Genomic DNA, 17,832 nt, shown 5'->3' on the forward strand with positions numbered 1-17,832 from the left:
CAACCGCTTGCTCGATTCGGCGGCCGGACCAGCGTACGGGTTGCAACAAGCGCTTGCTACCTGCCGGTTCCGGGATCGGCGGCGGCGGCGGATTAGGCTCGGGGGCATGCCCGATGTGATCGTGTTCGACCTGTACGGAGTGATCGCCCGCACCCAGACGCCCGAGGCGGTGCGGCGCATCGAGGAGACCGCCGGGGACCCCGGCCCCGCGTTCTGGGACGCCTACTGGGCCTGCCGCCCCGCCTACGACGCCGGCCAGGAGAGCGCGTCCTACTGGGCGGACGTCGCGGGCCTGCTCGGCACCGCGTTCCCCGACGTCCCCGCGCTGGTCGAGGCCGACCTCGACAGCTGGACCGAGGTCGACGAGGAGATGGTCGCCCTGGTCGGCGAGCTGGCCGACCGGGGCCGCACGCTCGGGCTGCTGTCCAACATCATCGGCGACCTGGTGCCCCGCTTCGAGGCCCGGCACGGCGCCTGGCTCGCCCGCTTCGACGCGCGCGTCTACTCCTGCCGCATCGGCGTCGCCAAGCCCGACCCCCGCGCCTACGAGATCTGCGCCGAGACCCTCGGCGTCAAGCCCGCCGACGTCCTCTTCTTCGACGACAACGAACGCAACGTCCTCGCCGCCCGCGAGACCGGCATGCGCGCCGAACTCTTCACGTCCCTGACCCAGGTCCGCACCCTCACCGCCTGACCGTCCTCGGGCGAGCGGTGGCGACCCCGGAGAGCCGCCACCGCTCGCGCGGCCTCAGTCGAACTGGTCGGGGGTCTCCAGTTCGGCGCCGCCCGCGAGGGTGGCGATGTCCTGCTGCGCCAGCGCTCCCTGGAACGCCCAGACGTCGTCGACGGCGCCCGGCCAGTACTCGGGGTCGCCGAGCGCCGAACGCCCGACCTGGAGGGGGCCCCCAGCGTCGAACGCCCCGACCCCGCCCTTGATCGACCCGTTCTCCTGGGGCTCACCGTTCACGTACAAGGTCATCGTCCTGGTGGGAGCGTCATAGACGACGGCGAGGTGATCCCACCACCGGGAGGAGACCGTGTGCGTGGCGACGGTGACCTTCGCGTCCGCGGCGTCGGAGTCGGCCATGGCCGACTGCCACGTGTGCGCACCGGGCTCGTCTCCCGGCACGAAGCGGAGTGCGAAGCGGTTGATGTTCCGCCCCGGGAGGGAGAGGAGGGTCGAAGCCCTCGTCGGCATCTGCTCCGTGTTCACCCAGGTGGAGACGGTGAAGCTCCGGTCGGTGCGGATGACGGGCCCTGAGGTCTCCGCGTACGCCGCCGTGCCGTCCAGCCTCAGTCCGGCCGGAGACGCCCACCCGTAGAACCCGGCGTTCGGGTCGATCGCCGCCCCGCCCCGGAGCGCCATGTCGTTGCCGAGCGCGGAGTCGTCGTCGCCGTCGACGTTGAACTTCCAGCGCCCGTGCACCTTCTTGGGGAGTTTCGGGAGCGCCGCCGCCTCGGCCGGGACGATGATCCGGTCGTACACCCGGACCTCGTCGAGATCACCGAGGAAGGGGTGCGCCCGGGGCCGGACGCCGGCGCCGAGCCGCAGCGGGCCCTGCGCGCTCCACGCCGGGTCACCGGACGCGACGTCGGACGCGAGGGCCCCGTTCACGTAGAGCCGCAGCCTCTTCTGCGTCGCGTCGTAGGAGCCGGTCAGATGGGCCCAGGTGCCGGGATAGACGGGCTGTTCCGCGACGGCCTGCCTGATCGCCGCGCCGCGGGCGTCCGCGTCGGACTTCACGAACGCCCAGTGCCCGCCCCGCGACTGGAGTGAGAACGCGTTCTTCTCCTCACCGGTCGCCGCCACGACGACGGAGTCGCCATCCGTCGCGGGTCTGGCCCAGGCGGACACCGTGAAGCTCTTGGCGGTGTCCACGAGCGCCGCGGCGTCGGCGTGGCCGCCGTCCAGGTGCGCCGCCGTCCCGAGCTGCCCCTCGGCGCCGGCGGAGACCGTTCCGGCCGCCTGCGCGACGGCCGGGTCGTCGCCCTCCCGCGCCTCCGCCGTGAACTGGCGGGCCCCGGCGGGCTCGTCGAGTTTCCAGTGGGCCTTCGGGGCGCTGCCCGCCTTCACCAGGAACAGGTAGTCCGTCGTCGGGCTGTTCTCGCCCGCCGGGCCGAAGGACTGGACCGTCAGGTAGACGGGCCCGCTGCGGTGGGGGGCGATCGCCACGGTCACGGGCGCGCCGTCACGGGTGGCGAGATCCAGGCCCGGCTGTCCGGTGATGGACACCGAGTACCGCGCCGCCTGGTCGCTGGGGTCGTCGATCGTGAACTCGCCGTAGATCCCGACACCGTCGTGCCAGGCGTCGTCGTCGGGGTAGTCGGCCGATGTGACGGTGGGGGCCGGAATCGACGCCTGGGCCAGCGCCGTCCCCGCACTCCCCGCGATGGACGCCGGGACCGTCACCGCCAGGGCGGCGAGCAGCACCGGAATGGTTCGACGTGGACGCATCCACACCTCCTGGTCGCGGCATGCGGCGCAGCGGGGAGGGAACGCCGTCCATGCCCGTTTCAGTTGTGTTGTGATCTTGACACCTTTCCGGGTGCCTGTGGGCGCAGGAAGATCACGATCTCGACAAGCGACCCATCGGGCCTTTGCGAACGGGGCTCGGGGGCCGCGGTTCAGGAGGGGGGCGGGAGTTCTCCGCCTGCCTCGGCGGCCTGGGCGAGGCGTTCGCGGAGGGTTCGGAGGAGTTCGTCGCCCTGCTCGGTCAGGCGCTCGATGGCGGGGAGGGCCAGGTCGTCGCGGACGGTGTCGGCGAGCAGTTCGTCGTACTGGTGCGCCTTCTCCGCGATCGCCTCCAGGTGGCGCTGGGCGCGCAGGACCTCGTCGGCCGACTTGGCGCGCTCCGCATAGCGCTCCAGGGCCTCGATGCGGCGCGTCACCGCCTCGACCGAGGTGTCGAGCTTGTCGCGCAGCGGCCGCAGTGCCGCCTCCACCTCCGGGAGCGTCTCGGTCTCGGCCATCTCGGCGTGGTCCGCGCGCAGCCTCGACTGCTTCGCCAGGACCTGCGCGATCTCCCATTCCTGGCGCGGCAGCGTGACGGCGTTGTCCACCGCGTCGAGCAGGCCCTCGCGGTTGACCTGGGAGTCGCGGACGGCGTCGACGGCCGCCTGGACGCGCGCCAGCAGCACGCGGCCCTCGTCGTCGAAGTCCTCGGGGACGAGGTAGCGGTCGCGGCGGCGCTCCAGCTCCCGGGCCCGCCGCAGGTCCAGCGAGACCGACGGGGTGCCGAGCGCGACCAGCACCGCCAGCATGCCGAGGCCGATCAGCCACAGCGAGCCGAGCAGCGGGGAGCCGACCAGGCCGAGGGCGAGCACCGACAGCGGCGCCAGCCACACCAGCGGCTTGCGGCGCGCGACGATCGTGTCCAGCTCGGCGCGCAGCGCCGGGTCGGCGACGGGGCGCGGCTCGGCCGGGGCGCCGTCCTCCGGGGCGCGCGGCGGCGCGATCCGCCGCCAGGACGTGGAGACGTGGGTCTCGAACGCGAAGTCGCTCTGCGCGATCTCGATCTCGGTGGGGCCGGCGGGCAGCGGCCACGAGCCGACGGGATCGCCTCCGCCGGGGCCGGTGAAGCGCACCCACCAGCCGCCCTTGCCGTCCTCGCAGCGGTAGCGGCCGGGGGCGACGTCGATGCCGACGAAGAACGTCCCGACTCCCGGTATGGAATCACTCCATGCGCCACTGGTCACCGGCGACCTCCCGTACCTGAACGACGTCCGGGGGACGGTAAGAGTTGCAGTACCCACTACCGCTCCCGGGAAGCGGGACGGGGTTTGGAATACTCCACGCGTGCGACCCGACTATGATCCCCTGGACGATCCGCCGTGGGCGATGCAACTGGTGGTACGTGCCGAGAAGGCCGATCCGCCCAGTCACGGCGCGGTCTGCGAGGCCGCGGCGACCGCGGTCGTCCGGCTGCTGACCGACCCGCGCGCCGCCGAGCCCGAGGGGGAGTGGCGGGAGGCCGTCCGGGAGTGGGAGTCGCGCCGGATCAGGAAGGTGACGCGGCGGGCCCGCGGGGTCCGGTGGCCGGAGGCGGAGGCGCTGCCCGGCGTCACGGTCCGGCACGCGGGCGCGCAGGTGCGGGCGTTCCCGCCGGGACCGGTGTCGGACGTCCCGCCCCAGCTGGCGAAGCTCCAGGTCGCGGGCCTCGAACTGGCCGAGGCGCAGGAGCCGGCGCCCCCGCCCGAGCCCCCGTACGCGGCGATCGCGCTCAACCCTGACGTGACGATGACGACGGGGAAGGCCGCCGCCCAGTGCGGGCACGCCGCCCAGCTGCTGCTCCGCCAGGGCCGCCGCAGGCACGTGGCGGCGTGGGTCGAGGCGGGCGCCCCCGTCCACCTGGCGCGGGACGTGCCGTGGAGCGAGTGCGTGAAGAAGGCGGCGGTCGCGGTCCGGGACGGCGGCTTCACCGAGGTCCCGCCCGGCACGATGACCGCGATCGCGTGGCTGGTCCGGAAATAGGGCGCGGCGCAGGGCAGGGTAGGGCGCGGCGCGCCGGACGGGCCGGCACGCCGCGCGGAACGGTCAGGGAAGCGTGACCGCGACCGGTGTGATCCCGGCCTTGCGGATCAGGGACGGCAGGCGCCCGGCGAACGGGTGGTGGTCCAGCGGCAGGCCCCGCGGGTTGTCGATCACGTAGTGGACGACGCCGCCGGCGCCGCTGCGCGTCCACGCCGCTCCGACGGACCGCAGCAGCGACGCGGTCTTGGCAGCGTCCGCGGCCTTGACCGACACGCGGATCGGCGACTCGTACGACGGAAGCTGCGCCGCCTCCTGGGCCGCCCTCGCGGTCGCGGTGGCCTGCGGCGCCGCGGCCTTCGCGGGGTCGGGGCCGAGGATCGCGTTGTAGAGCAGCTTGGCCGTCCCGTCGCTGAACGCGCGGAAGTTGGGCTCGGCCGCGAACAGCACGGACCGGCCCGTCCCGACGGGCTGGTCAACGACCGCCGCCGTGCCGCCCAGTTCGGACCCGCCCCGCTCGAACCCGGACACGAACCAGTCGGGCGAGTCCGCCTGCGGGTACGCCACGACGACGCCGCTGGACGCCCTCATGACCGGGTCGTAGGAGGTGAAGTTCCACGCCGTCGCGCCGACGCCCTTCGCCAGCGGGCTCGCCCTGTCAACCTTCACGCGGAACAGCGTGCCGGGGACGTCGGACGTCGGCTCCGCGAGCGTCGCGGTCGTCAGGCCGAGACGCGCCGCGAGCTGCGTGCCGCCCTGCCAGCCGATGTAGCGGCCGCCGTCCCGCGTCCACTGCTGGAGCGCGGCGCGCCCCGCGTCGCCGAGGGCCGTGTAGGCGGACGAGGCCGGGCCGTTCGGCGTGACCAGGACCTCGACGCCCTTGAGCTTGCCCGCCGCGACGTCCGCCGGAGTGAGCAGCGTGAACGGCAGTTTCCAGTCGCGGTCGAGGCGGTGCCTCAGCCAGCCGGCCGACTGCCGCGCCGACGACGACGTGGCCGACAGCTGGAGGACGCCCAGCTTGGGCGCCTTACCCTCGTGCCCCGGACGCGGTGCCGGGAGCGTCCGCAGCGGGACGGTCCGCGGGTGCAGGACGGCGCCGGACGACCCGCCGGAAACGTTGCCCAGCAGTGGCAGGCTCCACGCCGTCACGTCGTAGAAGTACGGGAACGGCGTGTAGGAGTCCTCGTTCAGCATGGCCTGGATCCAGTGCTTCTGGCCCTGCGCCATCGAGATCCAGTACGTGCCCGCCGGCAGCGTCGTCGCGGCCTCAGGGCGCCCGTACGCCTTGTAGTCCGGCACGGCCAGCGGCCTGGCCAGCCTCTCGACGCGCACGCCCATGCGCTGCAGCCGCCGCACGATGAGGGCGGTCTCCGCGCGCTTGGCCGGGTCGTCGTCGCGCAGGAAGTAGCTCCGCACCTTCCGGTCGGGCACCTGCCGGTCGACCGTGTTCGGCGGGTTGTAGACCTGGTTGGGCTCGAGCTTCCCGGCCTTGCCCTGCTCGTAGGCGTCGACCGTCATCTGCCGCCACTCGGTGAGGATCCGGTGCCGGCCGCGCGCCGCCGCCGACAGCGACACCCACTGGGTGAGGTACTGCTCCTTCACCCGGTCCGGGTACGGGCTCTCGTCGCCCTTCTCGTACGTCATCCCGGCGGCGTGGAACGCGCTGGTCGGCACCGAGTCGCCGTACCCCTGGTAGAAGAGGTCGTAGACGTCGCGGTTGAAGAAGTCGATGCCCTGCCGCGTGAACTCGGCGGCCATCGCCGGGCCGTACAGGTCGTTGATCCAGCCGACCGCCTGCTCGGGGGTCTCGTGGTAGATCGGGTCGGCGTTCGGCGGGAAGAAGTAGGAGTCGCCGCCCATCTCGTGCGCGTCGATGTACAGCGCGGGCGGATACTGGTTCAGCATCGCGAGCTTGCCGTCGGTCTCCGGCTGCGTGCGCGCGAACCAGTCCCGGTTCATGTCGAAGCCGTAGGCGTTCTGCCGCGTCTCCAGCGTGCGCCCGTCCGGGTTCTGCGTCGGCAGGACGACCACGAGCGCGTTGGCGAGGATCCCGGTCGCGGCGCAGTCGGCGCGGTCGCCGAGGTCGCGCAGCACCCGCAGCGCCGCGTCCGTGCCGCTCGGCTCGTCGCCGTGGACGTTGCCGCTGACCCACAGGATCGGGACGCCGCGATCGGTGATCCGCTTGGCGAGCGCGGCGGGGGTGCGGGGGTCGCGCAGGAGCCCGGCCTCCGTCCGCACCTTGGCCAGCCCCGCCTTGGAGACCAGTTCGGGCCGTCCGGCGATCGCGTACTTCAGCGGACGGCCCTGCGCGGTGGTGGCCAGCGTCCCGGACACGACGCGCTCGCTCTTGGCGGCGACCGTCTCCAGGTAGGTGTCGGACTCGGCGGCGCTGACCGGCCGCTCACCGAGGTCGAAGCCGAGGACCTGTTCGGGGGAGGGGACCTTGCCCCGGTAGACCGGTGCGGTCCGGGTCGGGTCGCAGTCGGCCGCGGGTGCGGCGGGCAGCGCGGCCGCGGGCGCGGCGAGCGACGCCGGGGCCGCCAGGGACACCGCCATCACCACAGGCAGTGCCAGTTTTCGGGCTCTCATGAGCCACAACGTGACACCGGCCGGGGCCGCCACCAAGGGCAACTTCTGCCAAGAAAGATCAGCCGCGCTTCTCCGGGCGCGGGCGCGGGCCGGTGAGGGCCGCGGCCCGGTTGATGGCCTGGAGCGCGAACTCCTGCGTCCGGGTCAGCCCGCCCGGACCGCGCGGGGAGCCCTCCGGCGCGGGCTCCTGCGGCGCGCCCGCGAGCTGGGCCTTCGCGCTAAGCCCGTAGGACAGGAAGAGCAGGACGACGAACCCCGCCAGGTAGGCCAGGTGCTCGACGAGACCGCCCCACCGGCCGGTGAAGACGTCCAGGACGGCGAACATCGCGAACCCGGCCATCCACCCCGCGACGGGCGGGACCAGGAGCAGGTCGCGGCGGAGCACCACCCCCGCCGCCGCGGTGAGCACGAGCAGCGCCTCGACCGCCTTGACGAAGACGAGGATCCCCGTGGCGGGCCCGGACCCGAAGTAGCCCTCCACCTCGTCCAGCCGGTCGCCCCACAGCGCCACCGCGGTCGCGAGGCTCGCCACGCCGTAGGCGACGACGAACACGCCGACCGCGTAGTGGAACCGGTGCCACGTCCGCCCGCCCCGCGCCGCGCCGCCGGCCGGTGCGGCGGACGGCCCGGATCCTGGCTGGGCACCCGCGCCCACCGTCATTGTCGCCCCCATCTGCCGGTTCATCTGCCAAGCGCAAGATATCCCGGATAGGGTCCGGGCGACCTCCGAAACGCGGTGCGCCCTCGCGGCCCCGCCCCGTCCGCCTCCCCGCCGACAGGCCGGGGTGCTTGCGCGCGGGCGGGTGAAGAGGGAGGCTGAATCGCACGTCGGGCCGCACGGAGTCCGTGAGGAAACAAGGATGACGCCTGACGACACGGGAACAGCCGCGCCCTCGAAGACGCGGATCGAATATCTGGAAGAACTCGGCGAGGAGCTGGTCAAGCGCGGTCTCCGGGTGCGTCTCACCCTGCCCCGCGGCCAGTCGCCCAGCCTGCACGTGATGAATCCGGAAGCGGCCGCCCTGACCGAGAACATCCTGGCGGAGCAGGGCGCGGACGGCTGGTGGTACTGGTGGTCGTGGGCCGAGCGCATCGCGCCCGCCGCCGACGCCTCCGCCGCGGCCGACCGCGTCGCCCGCGTCCTGTCCGCCTGAGCCCGGCTCCGCGCGGCCCGGGCAGGGCCCGAGCCCGACCCTGCCCGAGACCACCCGATCGCGGGACAGCCCGAGCCCGGAACAACCCGAGCCTGGAGCCGCCTGATCCCGGAGCCGCCTGATCCCGGAGCCGCTTCGGATCGCGGTGGCGCCGCCCCTGCGCGTGCGGTGCCGCCGGAGTGAGCCATGCCGTGACCGCGGGCCGCGGTGAATGTTGACCCGCGGAACATTTCGCCGACCTGGGCCCATGCGAGCGCGCCCGCGCGGCGTCGGGCGCCTTCCCGCCCCCACCTCCGGCCCCCTTGTGTTCCACCCGTGTTGATCTCGTGTTACGTGATTGTTACCGCCGACAACAAATCAACACGGTCTCAGGTCTGGCGCGACGGACAAGCGCGACATAAGTTGCGGGACACAACATTCCCGTCGGTAGCATGTGATCTCGCTCACCGGCACCGGCTACACCCCCCGGCCGCGGCACGGCGGCCACCCCCAGAAAGGACCCGGGCAATGCGCAAGGGGATCCTCAGCCTGCTGGCCGTCACGACGGCGGCGGCGCTCAGCCTCACCGCGTGCGGGGACGGCGACTCCGACAGCAAGAGCGGTTCCGGTTCGAAGGGCAAGGTCGGCGTGATCCTGCCCGACACCACCTCCTCCGTCCGGTACGAGAGCTTCGACCGGCCGTACCTGGAGCAGGCCTTCAAGGCCGCCGGCGTCGCCTACGACATCCAGAACGCCGAAGGCTCGACCCAGCGCTTCCAGACGATCGCCGACCAGATGCTCACCAGCGGCGTCACGGTCCTCGTCGTGGACGGCATCGACTCCAACTCGGCGGCCGCCGTCCAGCGCAAGGCGCAGGCGCAGGGCGTCAAGACCATCGACTACGACCGGCTCACCCTCGGCGGCGTCGCCGACTACTACGTCTCCTTCGACAACGTGAAGGTCGGCGAGGAGCTCGGCAAGGGCCTGCAGAAGTGCCTCGGCGACAAGAGCGCCAACATCGCCTACCTCAACGGCGCCCCGACCGACAACAACGCGACGCTGTTCGCCAAGGGCGCGCACAACGTGCTCGACCAGGCGAGCACCTACAAGAAGGTCGCCGAGCAGCCCGTCCCGGACTGGAAGGCCGAGAAGGCCGCCACGATCTTCGAGCAGATGTGGACCGAGCAGCACGGCAAGATCGACGGTGTGCTCGCCGCCAACGACGGCATCGGCAACGCGGTCATCTCGATCCTCAAGAAGAACAAGCAGGCCGGCAAGGTCGCCGTCACCGGCCAGGACGCCACCCTGCAGGGCCTGCAGAACATCCTGGACGAGACCCAGTGCATGACGGTCTACAAGCCGGTCAAGCAGGAGGCCGACGCGGCCGCCAAGCTCGCCGTGGCCCTCATCAAGGGTGAGAAGGGCGAGACCAACGGGACCACGAACGACCCGGAGGGCAAGCGCGACGTCCCCTCGGTGCTGCTGACCCCGATCGGCGTCTACAAGGACAACGTCAAGCAGGTCACCGACGACGGCTTCGTCAAGAAGGAGGACCTGTGCAAGGGCTCCTTCGCGGCCAAGTGCAAGACCGCGGGCATCCAGTAGGAGCCCCGCGCTGACCTCGTGGCGGGCCCCGCACCGCTGAGGGCGCCCCGGGTCCCCGGAAACCCGGGACGCCAGGGGCCCGCCACGGGCATGACGCTCGAACCCGTGGAAGGAAACACGTGGCTGAAAACGGAGATCCCGTCCTCCGCCTGACCGGGCTCAACAAGAGCTTCGGCGCCGTCCATGTGCTGCACGACGTGGACTTCACCGTGCGGCTGGGCGAGGTGATGGCCCTCGTCGGCGACAACGGCGCCGGCAAGTCGACCCTGATCAAGTGCATCGCCGGGATCCACCCCATCGACTCGGGACGGATCGAGTTCGAGGGCCGGCCCGTCTCGATCGACGGGCCGCGGACCGCGTCCGACCTCGGGATCGAGGTCGTCTACCAGGACCTCGCGCTCGCCGACAACCTCGACATCGTGCAGAACATGTTCCTCGGCCGCGAGCGGCGCAAGGGCATCGTGCTGGACGAGCCTTCCATGGAGGAGGCGGCCCGGGAGACCCTCGCCCGGCTGTCGGTCCGCACCGTCAAGTCCGTCCGGCAGCAGGTGGCCAGCCTGTCCGGCGGGCAGCGGCAGACCGTCGCCATCGCCAAGGCGGCGCTGTGGGAGTCCAAGGTCGTGATCCTTGACGAGCCCACCGCCGCGCTCGGCGTCGCGCAGACCCGGCAGGTCCTCGACCTCGTCCGGCGCCTCGCCGACACCGGGCACGCCGTCGTGCTCATCTCGCACAACATGAACGACGTGTTCGAGGTGGCCGACCGCATCACCGCCCTCTACCTCGGCCGGGTCGCCGCGGAGGTCGCTCGCTCCGAGGTGACCCACGGCCAGGTCGTGGAGCTCATCACCGCCGGCCGTTCCGGTGATCTCGGCCTCGCGCCGCAGACCGCCGCCGAGAGCATCTGAAAGGGGGCCAGGTGTCCACCGACCTCCCCAATGGCAAGGAGACCGCCATGAAGCTGGCGGACTCGGATTTCTCGACCGACCGGCGCCGGCACGATTCGCGGTCCGCGCTGCTGGACTACTGGCACAAGATCAGGGCCGGCGAGCTGGGCGCGCTGCCCGCCGTCCTCGGCCTGATCTCCCTGGTCGTGCTGTTCACGATCCTGAAGCCCGACACGTTCCTCAGCAAGGGCAACATCGCCAACCTGTCCACGCAGGCGTTGCCGATCACGATCCTCGCGATGGGGCTCGTCTTCGTCCTGCTGTTGGGCGAGATCGACCTGTCGGCCGGCGTGGCCAGCGGCGTCTGCGCGGCCGTGATGGCCAAACTGATCGTCGACTCGGGACAGCCCTGGTACGTCGCGGTGATCAGCTCCGTGGCGATCGGCATCGTCATCGGCACCACGATCGGCTGGCTCGTCGCCTTCCTGCGCATCCCCTCGTTCGTGGTGACGCTCGCGTTCTTCCTCGGCCTTCAGGGCATCACGCTGCGGCTCATCGGCGAGGGCGGCACGGTGCCAGTCCGCGACGACTTCGTCGTGGCGCTGTCCAACAAGAACATGCCGGTCTGGCTCGGCTGGACGCTCGCGGTCGCCTGCGTCGTCGGCTACACCGCGACGCTGCTGCTGCGCTGGCGCCGCCAGCACCTCCGCAACCTGCACTCCAAGCCGCTGGGCTTCGTGATCGCCCAGTGCGCCGTCGTCGCCGCCGCGCTCCTGATCAGCACCTACGTGCTGAGCCTGGACCGCGCCCCGAGCCCGCTGATCGACCTCGGCGGGATCCCGTGGGGCGTGCTGCTCGTCGGTGTCCTGCTCGTGGTCTGCACGTTCGTACTCGGCCGCACCGCCTACGGCCGGCACATCTACGCGGTGGGCGGCAACGCCGAGGCCGCCCGCCGGGCCGGCATCAACGTCACCCGCATCCGGATCTCCGTCTTCATGATCGCGTCCGGGATGGCCGCGATCAGCGGCATCGTCGCCGCGTCCCGCCTCAACTCGGTCGCCACCGACGCGGGCGGCGGGAACACGCTGCTGTACGCGGTGGGCGCCGCGGTCATCGGCGGGACGAGCCTCTTCGGCGGGCGTGGCAAGGCCCGCGACGCCGTGCTCGGCGGCCTCGTCATCGCGCTCATCGACAACGGGCTGGGGCTGCTCGGCACCAAGGCCTACCTGAGCTACCTCATCACCGGGGTCGTGCTGCTGCTCGCCGCGAGCATCGACGCCCTGGCGCGGCGACGCCGCTCCAGCACTGGACGGTGACCGCGTGGGCGCGGTGACGCCGTGAACCGGGCCGGGGAGGCCGGGGAGCCGGTGGCCCGTGACATCGGCTCCCCGGCCTGGCCGGAGGACCGCCCAGAGCGGCCCTCCGGCGGTATCGGGCCGGGCAATCCTGCTGATATCCTCACTGATCACGACCGCCTGGCGCGCGGCGGCGGTGCGGCACGGTGGGAGCCCCTCGGCATGTCAGTGACGCCGGTCCTGGACCTGCGCGGTATCGACAAGAGCTTCGGCTCCGTGAAGGTGCTGCAGGACGTCGCCTTCTCCGCCTATCCCGGCGAGGTCACCGCGCTCGTCGGCGACAACGGCGCCGGCAAGACCACCCTGGTCAAGTGCATCGGCGGCATCCACCCGTTCGACCGGGGCGAGTATCGCTTCGAGGGCCGGCCGGTGCGGGTCGGCGGCCCCCGCGACGCCACCCGCCTCGGCATCGAGATCGTCCACCAGGACCTCGCGCTCTGCGAGAACCTCGACATCGTCCAGAACCTGTTCCTCGGCCGCGAGGAGCGCCGCGGCCTCGCCCTGGACGAGACCCTCATGGAGGAGATGGCGCGCTCGACACTGTCGGGGCTCGCCGTCCGCACGATGGGCTCGGTCCGGCAGCGGATCTCGACGCTGTCGGGCGGGCAGCGGCAGACGGTGGCGATCGCCCGCGCCGTCCTGTGGGACAGCAAGCTCGTGGTGCTGGACGAGCCCGCCGCCGCGCTCGGCGTCGCGCAGACCCAGCAGGTCCTGGAGATCGTCCGGCGGCTCGCCGACAAGGGCCTCGCCGTCGTGCTGATCTCGCACAACATGAACGACGTGTTCGCGGTCTCCGACCGGATCGCCGCCCTCTACCTCGGCCGGATGGTCGCCCAGGTCCGCACCGCCGACGTCACCCACCGGGAGGTCGTCGAGCTGATCACCTCCGGGACCAGCGGAGAGCTGGGGCTGCGCCGATGATGAAGGCGGGCCCGTCACAAGAGGACATCCGGCGCCACAACCTCGGGACGCTGCTGCGCTTCGTGCACCTGCGGGGCCCCGCCTCCCGGGCCGTGCTCGCCGAGTCCCTCGGCCTCAACCGCAGCACGATCATGGCGCTGACCTCCGACCTCACCGCCGCCGGGCTGGTGCGCGAGGAACTGCCGCGCGGGCCGGGACGCCGCGCCGGGCGCCCGTCCCTGGTGGTGCGGCCCGAGTCCACCCGCGTGTACGTGCTGGCGTTCGAGGTCGGCGTCGACCGGCTCGTCGTCGCGCGCGTCGGCCTCGGCGGCGTCGTGCTGGACCGCCGGGAGGGCGTCCGTGCCCGCGACGCCGACCCGGGCGACCTGCTGGGCGTGCTGGTGGCCGGCGCCCGGTCCCTCGTCCGCAAGGCCGAGCGCGACGCCGTCTGCGTCGGGGCGGCCCTCGGCTTCCCCGGCACCGTCCGCCGCTCCGACGACACGATCATGTTCGGGCCGAACCTGGACGTGGGCGACCTACGGCTCGGCGACGCGCTGTCCCGCCGCCTCGGCCTCGGCATCCCCGTCTCGGTCTGCAACGACGCCAACCTCGGCGCCCTCGCCGAGCACGAGCGCGGCGCGGGGGTGAACTGCGACAACCTCATCTACCTGCACGGCGACGTCGGCGTCGGCGGCGGCATCATCGCGCACGGCCGGCTGCTCGGCGGCGACGAGGGCTTCGGCGGCGAGATCGGGCACATGGTCATCAACCCCGACGGCCGGCCCTGCGCCTGCGGCTCGAAGGGCTGCCTGGAGGCCGAGGTGGGGGAGCGGACGCTGCTGGCCCACGCAGGCCGCGAGGAGATCCCCGGCCAGGCCGGGCGCGACGCGGTCCGCGACATCGTCGCCGCCGCCGACGCCGGCGACATCACGGCCCGGGAGGCGCTGCACCGCGTCGGCACCTGGCTCGGTCTCGGCGTCGCCAACCTCGTCAACGTCTTCAACCCGGGCCTGGTCATCTTCGGCGGCACGCTCCGCGACATCTACCTGGGCGCCGCCGCCCAGATCCGCAGCGTCCTCGCGACCAGCGCCCTCGCCGCCCCCAGGGAGAAGGTGAAGCTCCGCACGGCCGCCCTGGGCGACGACACCACCCTGGTGGGAGCGGCCGAGTTCGCCTTCGCCGAGGTCCTGGCCGACCCCGTCCAGGTGCTGGCCCGTCTCAGAGCCCCCGAGACGGTGTGAAGCGCGTGAAGGCGCCGTAGCCGCTCCGGTAGAAGACCAGGGGATCGCCGTCGCGGTGCTCGGCGAGGTCGTGGACGCGGGCGACGACGAGCAGGTGGTCGCCGGCGGTGTGCTCCTGCTCCACCGAGCACTCGATCCACGCCAGGGCGCCGTCGATCAGGGGGGCGCCGCCGGGGCCGTGCGTCCAGTCGACGCCGGTGAACTTGTCGGGGCCGCTGCCGAAGGCGAGCTGCTCGGAGACCTCCAGTTGCGGCGCGGCGAGGATGTTGACGCAGAAGCGGTCCGAGGCGCGCAGGATCGGCCACGTCCTGCTCGTGTGCGCCACGCAGAACGCCACGAGGGGCGGGTCGAGGGAGACGGACGTGAACGAGTTCACGGCCAGGCCCGCGGGGAGGCCCGAGGCGGAGTCGATGGCGGTGACGGCGACCACGCCGGTCGCGAACCTGCTCAGCACCGAGCGGAACGCGGCCGGGCCGGGGCCGGTCGCCGAGGGTCCGGACGAGCGGTCGGGCGATCCGTGCATGGTGGTCCGTTCCGTGGCGGGGGTACGTCGACGACCACTAAAGCCCTTGTCGCGGGGCCCTGATTCCCCGGGAGGGCGATCTCGGTCGAAGGTCCCGCCGGGTCGTCGGTCTCCGGACGGAGGCGGAGCCTACGGGCGCGGCGCCTCGGCGGGGGTCTGGGACGGGACGGCGGCATAGGGCGTGAGGAACGCCACCGTGGACATGCCGTCGACGATCAGGCGGCCGGTACCGGCCAGCCGCGCCTTGGCGCGGGCCGGGACGCGCGGCCCCTCGTGCAGCGCGGCCCAGGCGATCCAGCCCACCGCGACGACGGCCCAGTAGGACACGAGCCGGTAGAGGCCGACGGCCGCGGCGGCGGGCGACAGCGTCGCGCCGAACGCGACCAGAGAGGCGGCCATGCTGCCCTCGATGGCGCCGAGGCCGCCGGGCAGCAGCGGGAGCAGGCTGCCCGCCGCCTGGGCGGCGAAGTAGGTGAGGGCGACGCCGTTCGGGGCCACCTGGATGCCGACCGCGTGCGCCGCCGACAGCAGCGCCAGGATGTCGAACACCCAGTTCAGCAGGGCCAGCGCGATGAGCGCGGCCCAGTCGCGCAGGGTCGGGCGCAGGATGTCGCGGACGCCGGCCAGCCGCTCCGCGTACGGGGCGATCCTGGGGTTGGCGAGCGCGGCCCGGTAGCCGCGGCGCAGCGGCGCCGTCAGCAGGGCGCGGAGTGGGCGCCACCGCAGTGCGGGCACCAGCAGGACGGCCAGGACCAGCGGGACGGCGAGGGCCAGCAGCGCGATACCGCGGGCGTGCGGGTCGGCCACCAGCGCCACGAGGCCGATCAGGGAGTAGGCCGAGGTGGTGATCACGCCGCCGGCCAGGATCACCGCGGTGGCGAGCTGCGCCGAGGCGCCGGCGCGGCGGAACTGCCGGAACGTGTAGACGACGCTCACCGCCGGCCCCGCCGGCAGCGTCGTGGACAGGGCGTTGCCCGCGTAGGTGATCGCGAACGCGCGGCGCAGCGGCATCCGCAGCCCGCCGACGCGCAGCAGCCGGCGCTGCAGCCGGGCGAACGCGCCCATCGAGCCCGCCACGGCCAGCACGACCACGGCCAGCCAGCCCGGGTCGGCGTGCGACACGGCCGTAAAGATGGCGCCGAGGTCGGGGAGCTCGTCGCGGTAGAGGGGGAGTGCGGCGAGGGCGCCGAGGACCAGGGCCCACTGGAGGATCAGGCCGGCCTTGCGCCGCCACCACGGGCGCCGCGGGGCCTGCTCGTCGGGCTCCTCCCGGAGCGGGAACGGGTCGGCTTCGGCCGGGGGACGGACCGGTGCCGTGACTGCCTCGTACATGTCCCGGTCACCTCGCAAGCTCGCCCGCATTGCGCAACCTATGGCCCGGCTAAGACATTCCCCTGGGGTGGGAAACGAACCGCAAAGTGACGTGCGCCACGCCCGGCGCGGGCGGAGGGGCGGCGGGCGGAATCAGGAACCTTTCACAACGCTCTGACAGATGATCATGTGGTGTCTAACATCTCCGTTCTGTCCTACTTCCTGCCCGCCTCCACGGAAAGGACTCCATGTCCCCCCGCCTAAGGACGCCGAGCCGCGGAAAGGCCGCCCGCGGAAGAACGGCCGCGATCGGCCTCGGCGCGGGCGCCGCCTCGCTCGCCGTCGCCGTGGCGCTGGCCCCGCCGTCCGGGGCGACGCGCGACCTGGCGGTCTCGGCCGTCGCCGCGGCCGCCGCCCCCGGCGACACCGCGCCGCTGCCCGGAGTGTCGTTCACCCTGAAGGCCGCCCCCGTCTCGGCGGAGGCACTGAGGCAGCTCGACGCCATGGCCGCGGACCCGGCGCGCGGCATGACGCGGCAGAAGGACCTCGCGGCGGCGGCGGCCGGCGCGGCGAACGGTCTCACCTGGAAGAGCGGCTGCGGTTCCAACGACGCGGTCAAGGCCGTCGACGCGAAGGTGACGCTCGGCGCGTGGTGCTTCGACAACGGTGACAAGAGCAGCCAGTACTGGATCCCACAGGGCGTCGCCATCAGCCGGACGGCGCAGCTCGACGGCGTGGCGCTCAGCTGGTACCACCGGCACAAGTCGGGGTCCGACTGGGTGACGGACGGGTCGCGCGTCACGGTGGGGCCCCGCCCCCGAGTGGACGCCAAGGGCGTCTACCAGCCGGTCACGCTGGCCATCCCCACGGTGACCGCCGGCGGGAAGCTCGCCGTCCAGGAGGTCTCGCCCGCCAACTCCCCGGCCGGGACCGTCTCGGTCAAGGGCGTCGACGACGCCAAGCAGCACCAGGGCGGCGTCGCGCTGGCCGGGAACTTCCTCTACACCGCCGACACGTCCGGTCTGCGCGTGTACGACGTCCGTCGCACCTACCGGGTGGCGACGGGCCAGAACATCCTGGGCGTGGGCGCCGACGGCCGGTTCTACGCGCACAACGAGAAGTACGCCCTGTTCCAGACCGGCATGTACAGGCCCGAGAACGCCGGGGCCTGCCCGGCCTGGGACGTGGTGCCGTCCGCCAGGGACAAGGACCTGTGCTTCAGCACCGTCACCTACGACCCGACGACCTCGCCCGCGAGCCTGCTCACCGCGGAGTACAAGATCGAGGGCGGGGTGACGTCCGCCAAGCCCATGCGCGCGGTGCGCTGGCCCCTCAACGCCGACGGGTCGCTGAAGACCGACGGGTCGGGACGGGTGACCTCGACGACCGTGTTCGGGACGAACCTCACCCACGTCCAGGGAGCCGCCGTGTACCACAGCGGGACTGGCGACACCCTCTACTACGACGTGTCCAACGGCGCCTCGCCCGGCAGCGTCTACAGCGATCGCGACGGCGACGGGAACGCGCCGTTCCACGTGGTCGGGCCGATCGGCGGGGAGTCCCTGGCGTTCGACCCGTACTCGGGAGGCGACCGCATCTGGGGCATCACCGAACGCCCCGGCCAGCGGATGCTGTTCTGGATCTACCGCAAGGAACTGCAGAAGCCGGGCATGCCCTAGATCGTTGATGGGGGTTTTCTGAACCGCTGCGGGCATGACGAAGGGCGCCCATGATCAGTGTGTGAAGACAAACCTGGACGCCCTTCTGACCGCACTCTATGTCCATCTGGACGATCACGTCCTGCGGTCAGCCGACCGGCCGCG

Annotated in this window: 15 protein-coding genes; 9 read left to right on the forward strand and 6 right to left on the reverse strand. The window is 72.6% G+C overall.

Features of this window, described 5'->3' with window-relative positions; all coding sequences use genetic code 11:
* Positions 1-106: 106 nt before the first annotated feature.
* Positions 107-694: an HAD family hydrolase gene (locus tag ABWI07_RS40960; RefSeq protein ID WP_149257722.1), complete on the forward strand. Its 588-nt coding sequence runs from the start codon at positions 107-109 to the stop codon at positions 692-694.
* A gap of 54 nt (positions 695-748) precedes the next feature.
* Here the strand turns inward: ABWI07_RS40960 and ABWI07_RS40965 are convergent, their stop codons facing one another.
* Both ABWI07_RS40965 and ABWI07_RS40970 read right to left on the reverse strand, forming a co-directional pair.
* Entirely contained in the window at positions 749-2,455 is a 1,707-nt protein-coding gene (locus tag ABWI07_RS40965; protein ID WP_149257721.1) for a LamG domain-containing protein, read from the reverse strand.
* A 170-nt stretch (positions 2,456-2,625) separates the two neighbouring features.
* Positions 2,626-3,696 carry an Rv1352/Rv1906c domain-containing protein gene (locus ABWI07_RS40970; protein WP_149257720.1) on the reverse strand — a complete coding sequence of 357 codons (1,071 nt, stop codon included), beginning with the start codon at positions 3,694-3,696 and terminating at the stop codon, positions 2,626-2,628.
* A 100-nt stretch (positions 3,697-3,796) separates the two neighbouring features.
* On the opposite strand from ABWI07_RS40970, the gene ABWI07_RS40975 reads away from it, so the two are divergent.
* Positions 3,797-4,471 (forward strand): hypothetical protein, encoded by a 675-nt coding sequence (locus ABWI07_RS40975; RefSeq protein ID WP_353821839.1) that lies wholly within the window; start codon positions 3,797-3,799, stop codon positions 4,469-4,471.
* Between the two features lie 63 nt (positions 4,472-4,534).
* Here ABWI07_RS40975 and ABWI07_RS40980 read toward each other — a convergent pair whose 3' ends face one another.
* Positions 4,535-7,057: a M14 family zinc carboxypeptidase gene (locus ABWI07_RS40980; protein WP_353821840.1), complete on the reverse strand. Its 2,523-nt coding sequence runs from the start codon at positions 7,055-7,057 to the stop codon at positions 4,535-4,537.
* A gap of 58 nt (positions 7,058-7,115) precedes the next feature.
* Complete coding sequence (locus ABWI07_RS40985) at positions 7,116-7,742, reverse strand: hypothetical protein (RefSeq protein ID WP_149257717.1); 627 nt, start codon at positions 7,740-7,742, stop codon at positions 7,116-7,118.
* A 175-nt stretch (positions 7,743-7,917) separates the two neighbouring features.
* Between ABWI07_RS40985 and ABWI07_RS40990 the strand changes: the two genes are divergently transcribed.
* From ABWI07_RS40990 to ABWI07_RS41015, 6 genes are all read left to right on the forward strand, one after another.
* The gene (locus ABWI07_RS40990; protein ID WP_168221011.1) at positions 7,918-8,211 is read left to right on the forward strand and encodes a hypothetical protein; all 294 of its coding nucleotides are present in this window, start codon (positions 7,918-7,920) and stop codon (positions 8,209-8,211) included.
* Between the two features lie 507 nt (positions 8,212-8,718).
* Positions 8,719-9,795 (forward strand): sugar ABC transporter substrate-binding protein, encoded by a 1,077-nt coding sequence (locus tag ABWI07_RS40995; RefSeq protein WP_353821841.1) that lies wholly within the window; start codon positions 8,719-8,721, stop codon positions 9,793-9,795.
* Between the two features lie 119 nt (positions 9,796-9,914).
* The gene (locus ABWI07_RS41000; protein WP_353821842.1) at positions 9,915-10,700 is read left to right on the forward strand and encodes an ATP-binding cassette domain-containing protein; all 786 of its coding nucleotides are present in this window, start codon (positions 9,915-9,917) and stop codon (positions 10,698-10,700) included.
* Positions 10,701-10,711: 11 nt separating this feature from the next.
* A complete protein-coding gene (locus tag ABWI07_RS41005) occupies positions 10,712-11,995 on the forward strand; it encodes a sugar ABC transporter permease (RefSeq protein WP_353821843.1) in 1,284 nt (427 codons plus the stop codon).
* A 201-nt stretch (positions 11,996-12,196) separates the two neighbouring features.
* Positions 12,197-12,955 carry an ATP-binding cassette domain-containing protein gene (locus ABWI07_RS41010; RefSeq protein ID WP_353821844.1) on the forward strand — a complete coding sequence of 253 codons (759 nt, stop codon included), beginning with the start codon at positions 12,197-12,199 and terminating at the stop codon, positions 12,953-12,955.
* A complete protein-coding gene (locus tag ABWI07_RS41015; RefSeq protein ID WP_353821848.1) occupies positions 12,955-14,175 on the forward strand; it encodes an ROK family transcriptional regulator in 1,221 nt (406 codons plus the stop codon). Before ABWI07_RS41010 ends, ABWI07_RS41015 begins: the two co-directional genes overlap by 1 nt.
* Here ABWI07_RS41015 and ABWI07_RS41020 read toward each other — a convergent pair.
* Positions 14,153-14,698 (reverse strand): flavin reductase family protein, encoded by a 546-nt coding sequence (locus ABWI07_RS41020; protein WP_353821845.1) that lies wholly within the window; start codon positions 14,696-14,698, stop codon positions 14,153-14,155. The two genes, ABWI07_RS41015 and ABWI07_RS41020, sit on opposite strands and share 23 nt — an antisense overlap.
* A 129-nt stretch (positions 14,699-14,827) precedes the next feature.
* Complete coding sequence (locus tag ABWI07_RS41025) at positions 14,828-16,030, reverse strand: lysylphosphatidylglycerol synthase transmembrane domain-containing protein (RefSeq protein ID WP_353821846.1); 1,203 nt, start codon at positions 16,028-16,030, stop codon at positions 14,828-14,830.
* A 227-nt stretch (positions 16,031-16,257) separates the two neighbouring features.
* On the opposite strand from ABWI07_RS41025, the gene ABWI07_RS41030 reads away from it, so the two are divergent.
* Positions 16,258-17,688, forward strand: a complete 1,431-nt coding sequence (locus ABWI07_RS41030; protein WP_353821847.1) for a hypothetical protein — start codon at positions 16,258-16,260, stop codon at positions 17,686-17,688.
* Positions 17,689-17,832 lie beyond the last annotated feature (144 nt).

Origin of the sequence: Actinomadura sp. NPDC000600 (assembly GCF_040492135.1) — a bacterium.
GTDB lineage: Bacteria > Actinomycetota > Actinomycetes > Streptosporangiales > Streptosporangiaceae > Spirillospora.

Bases quoted from the DNA above. Each gene is read 5' to 3' on its own strand.
- ABWI07_RS40960 (WP_149257722.1), top strand. From the start codon at position 107: ATGCCCGATGTGATCGTGTTCGACCTGTACGGAGTGATCGCCCGCACC.
- ABWI07_RS40965 (WP_149257721.1), bottom strand. From the start codon at position 2,455: ATGCGTCCACGTCGAACCATTCCGGTGCTGCTCGCCGCCCTGGCGGTG.
- ABWI07_RS40980 (WP_353821840.1), bottom strand. From the start codon at position 7,057: ATGAGAGCCCGAAAACTGGCACTGCCTGTGGTGATGGCGGTGTCCCTG.
- ABWI07_RS40985 (WP_149257717.1), bottom strand. From the start codon at position 7,742: ATGAACCGGCAGATGGGGGCGACAATGACGGTGGGCGCGGGTGCCCAG.
- ABWI07_RS40990 (WP_168221011.1), top strand. From the start codon at position 7,918: ATGACGCCTGACGACACGGGAACAGCCGCGCCCTCGAAGACGCGGATC.
- ABWI07_RS40995 (WP_353821841.1), top strand. From the start codon at position 8,719: ATGCGCAAGGGGATCCTCAGCCTGCTGGCCGTCACGACGGCGGCGGCG.
- ABWI07_RS41010 (WP_353821844.1), top strand. From the start codon at position 12,197: ATGTCAGTGACGCCGGTCCTGGACCTGCGCGGTATCGACAAGAGCTTC.
- ABWI07_RS41015 (WP_353821848.1), top strand. From the start codon at position 12,955: ATGAAGGCGGGCCCGTCACAAGAGGACATCCGGCGCCACAACCTCGGG.
- ABWI07_RS41020 (WP_353821845.1), bottom strand. From the start codon at position 14,698: ATGCACGGATCGCCCGACCGCTCGTCCGGACCCTCGGCGACCGGCCCC.
- ABWI07_RS41025 (WP_353821846.1), bottom strand. From the start codon at position 16,030: ATGTACGAGGCAGTCACGGCACCGGTCCGTCCCCCGGCCGAAGCCGAC.
- ABWI07_RS41030 (WP_353821847.1), top strand. From the start codon at position 16,258: ATGTCCCCCCGCCTAAGGACGCCGAGCCGCGGAAAGGCCGCCCGCGGA.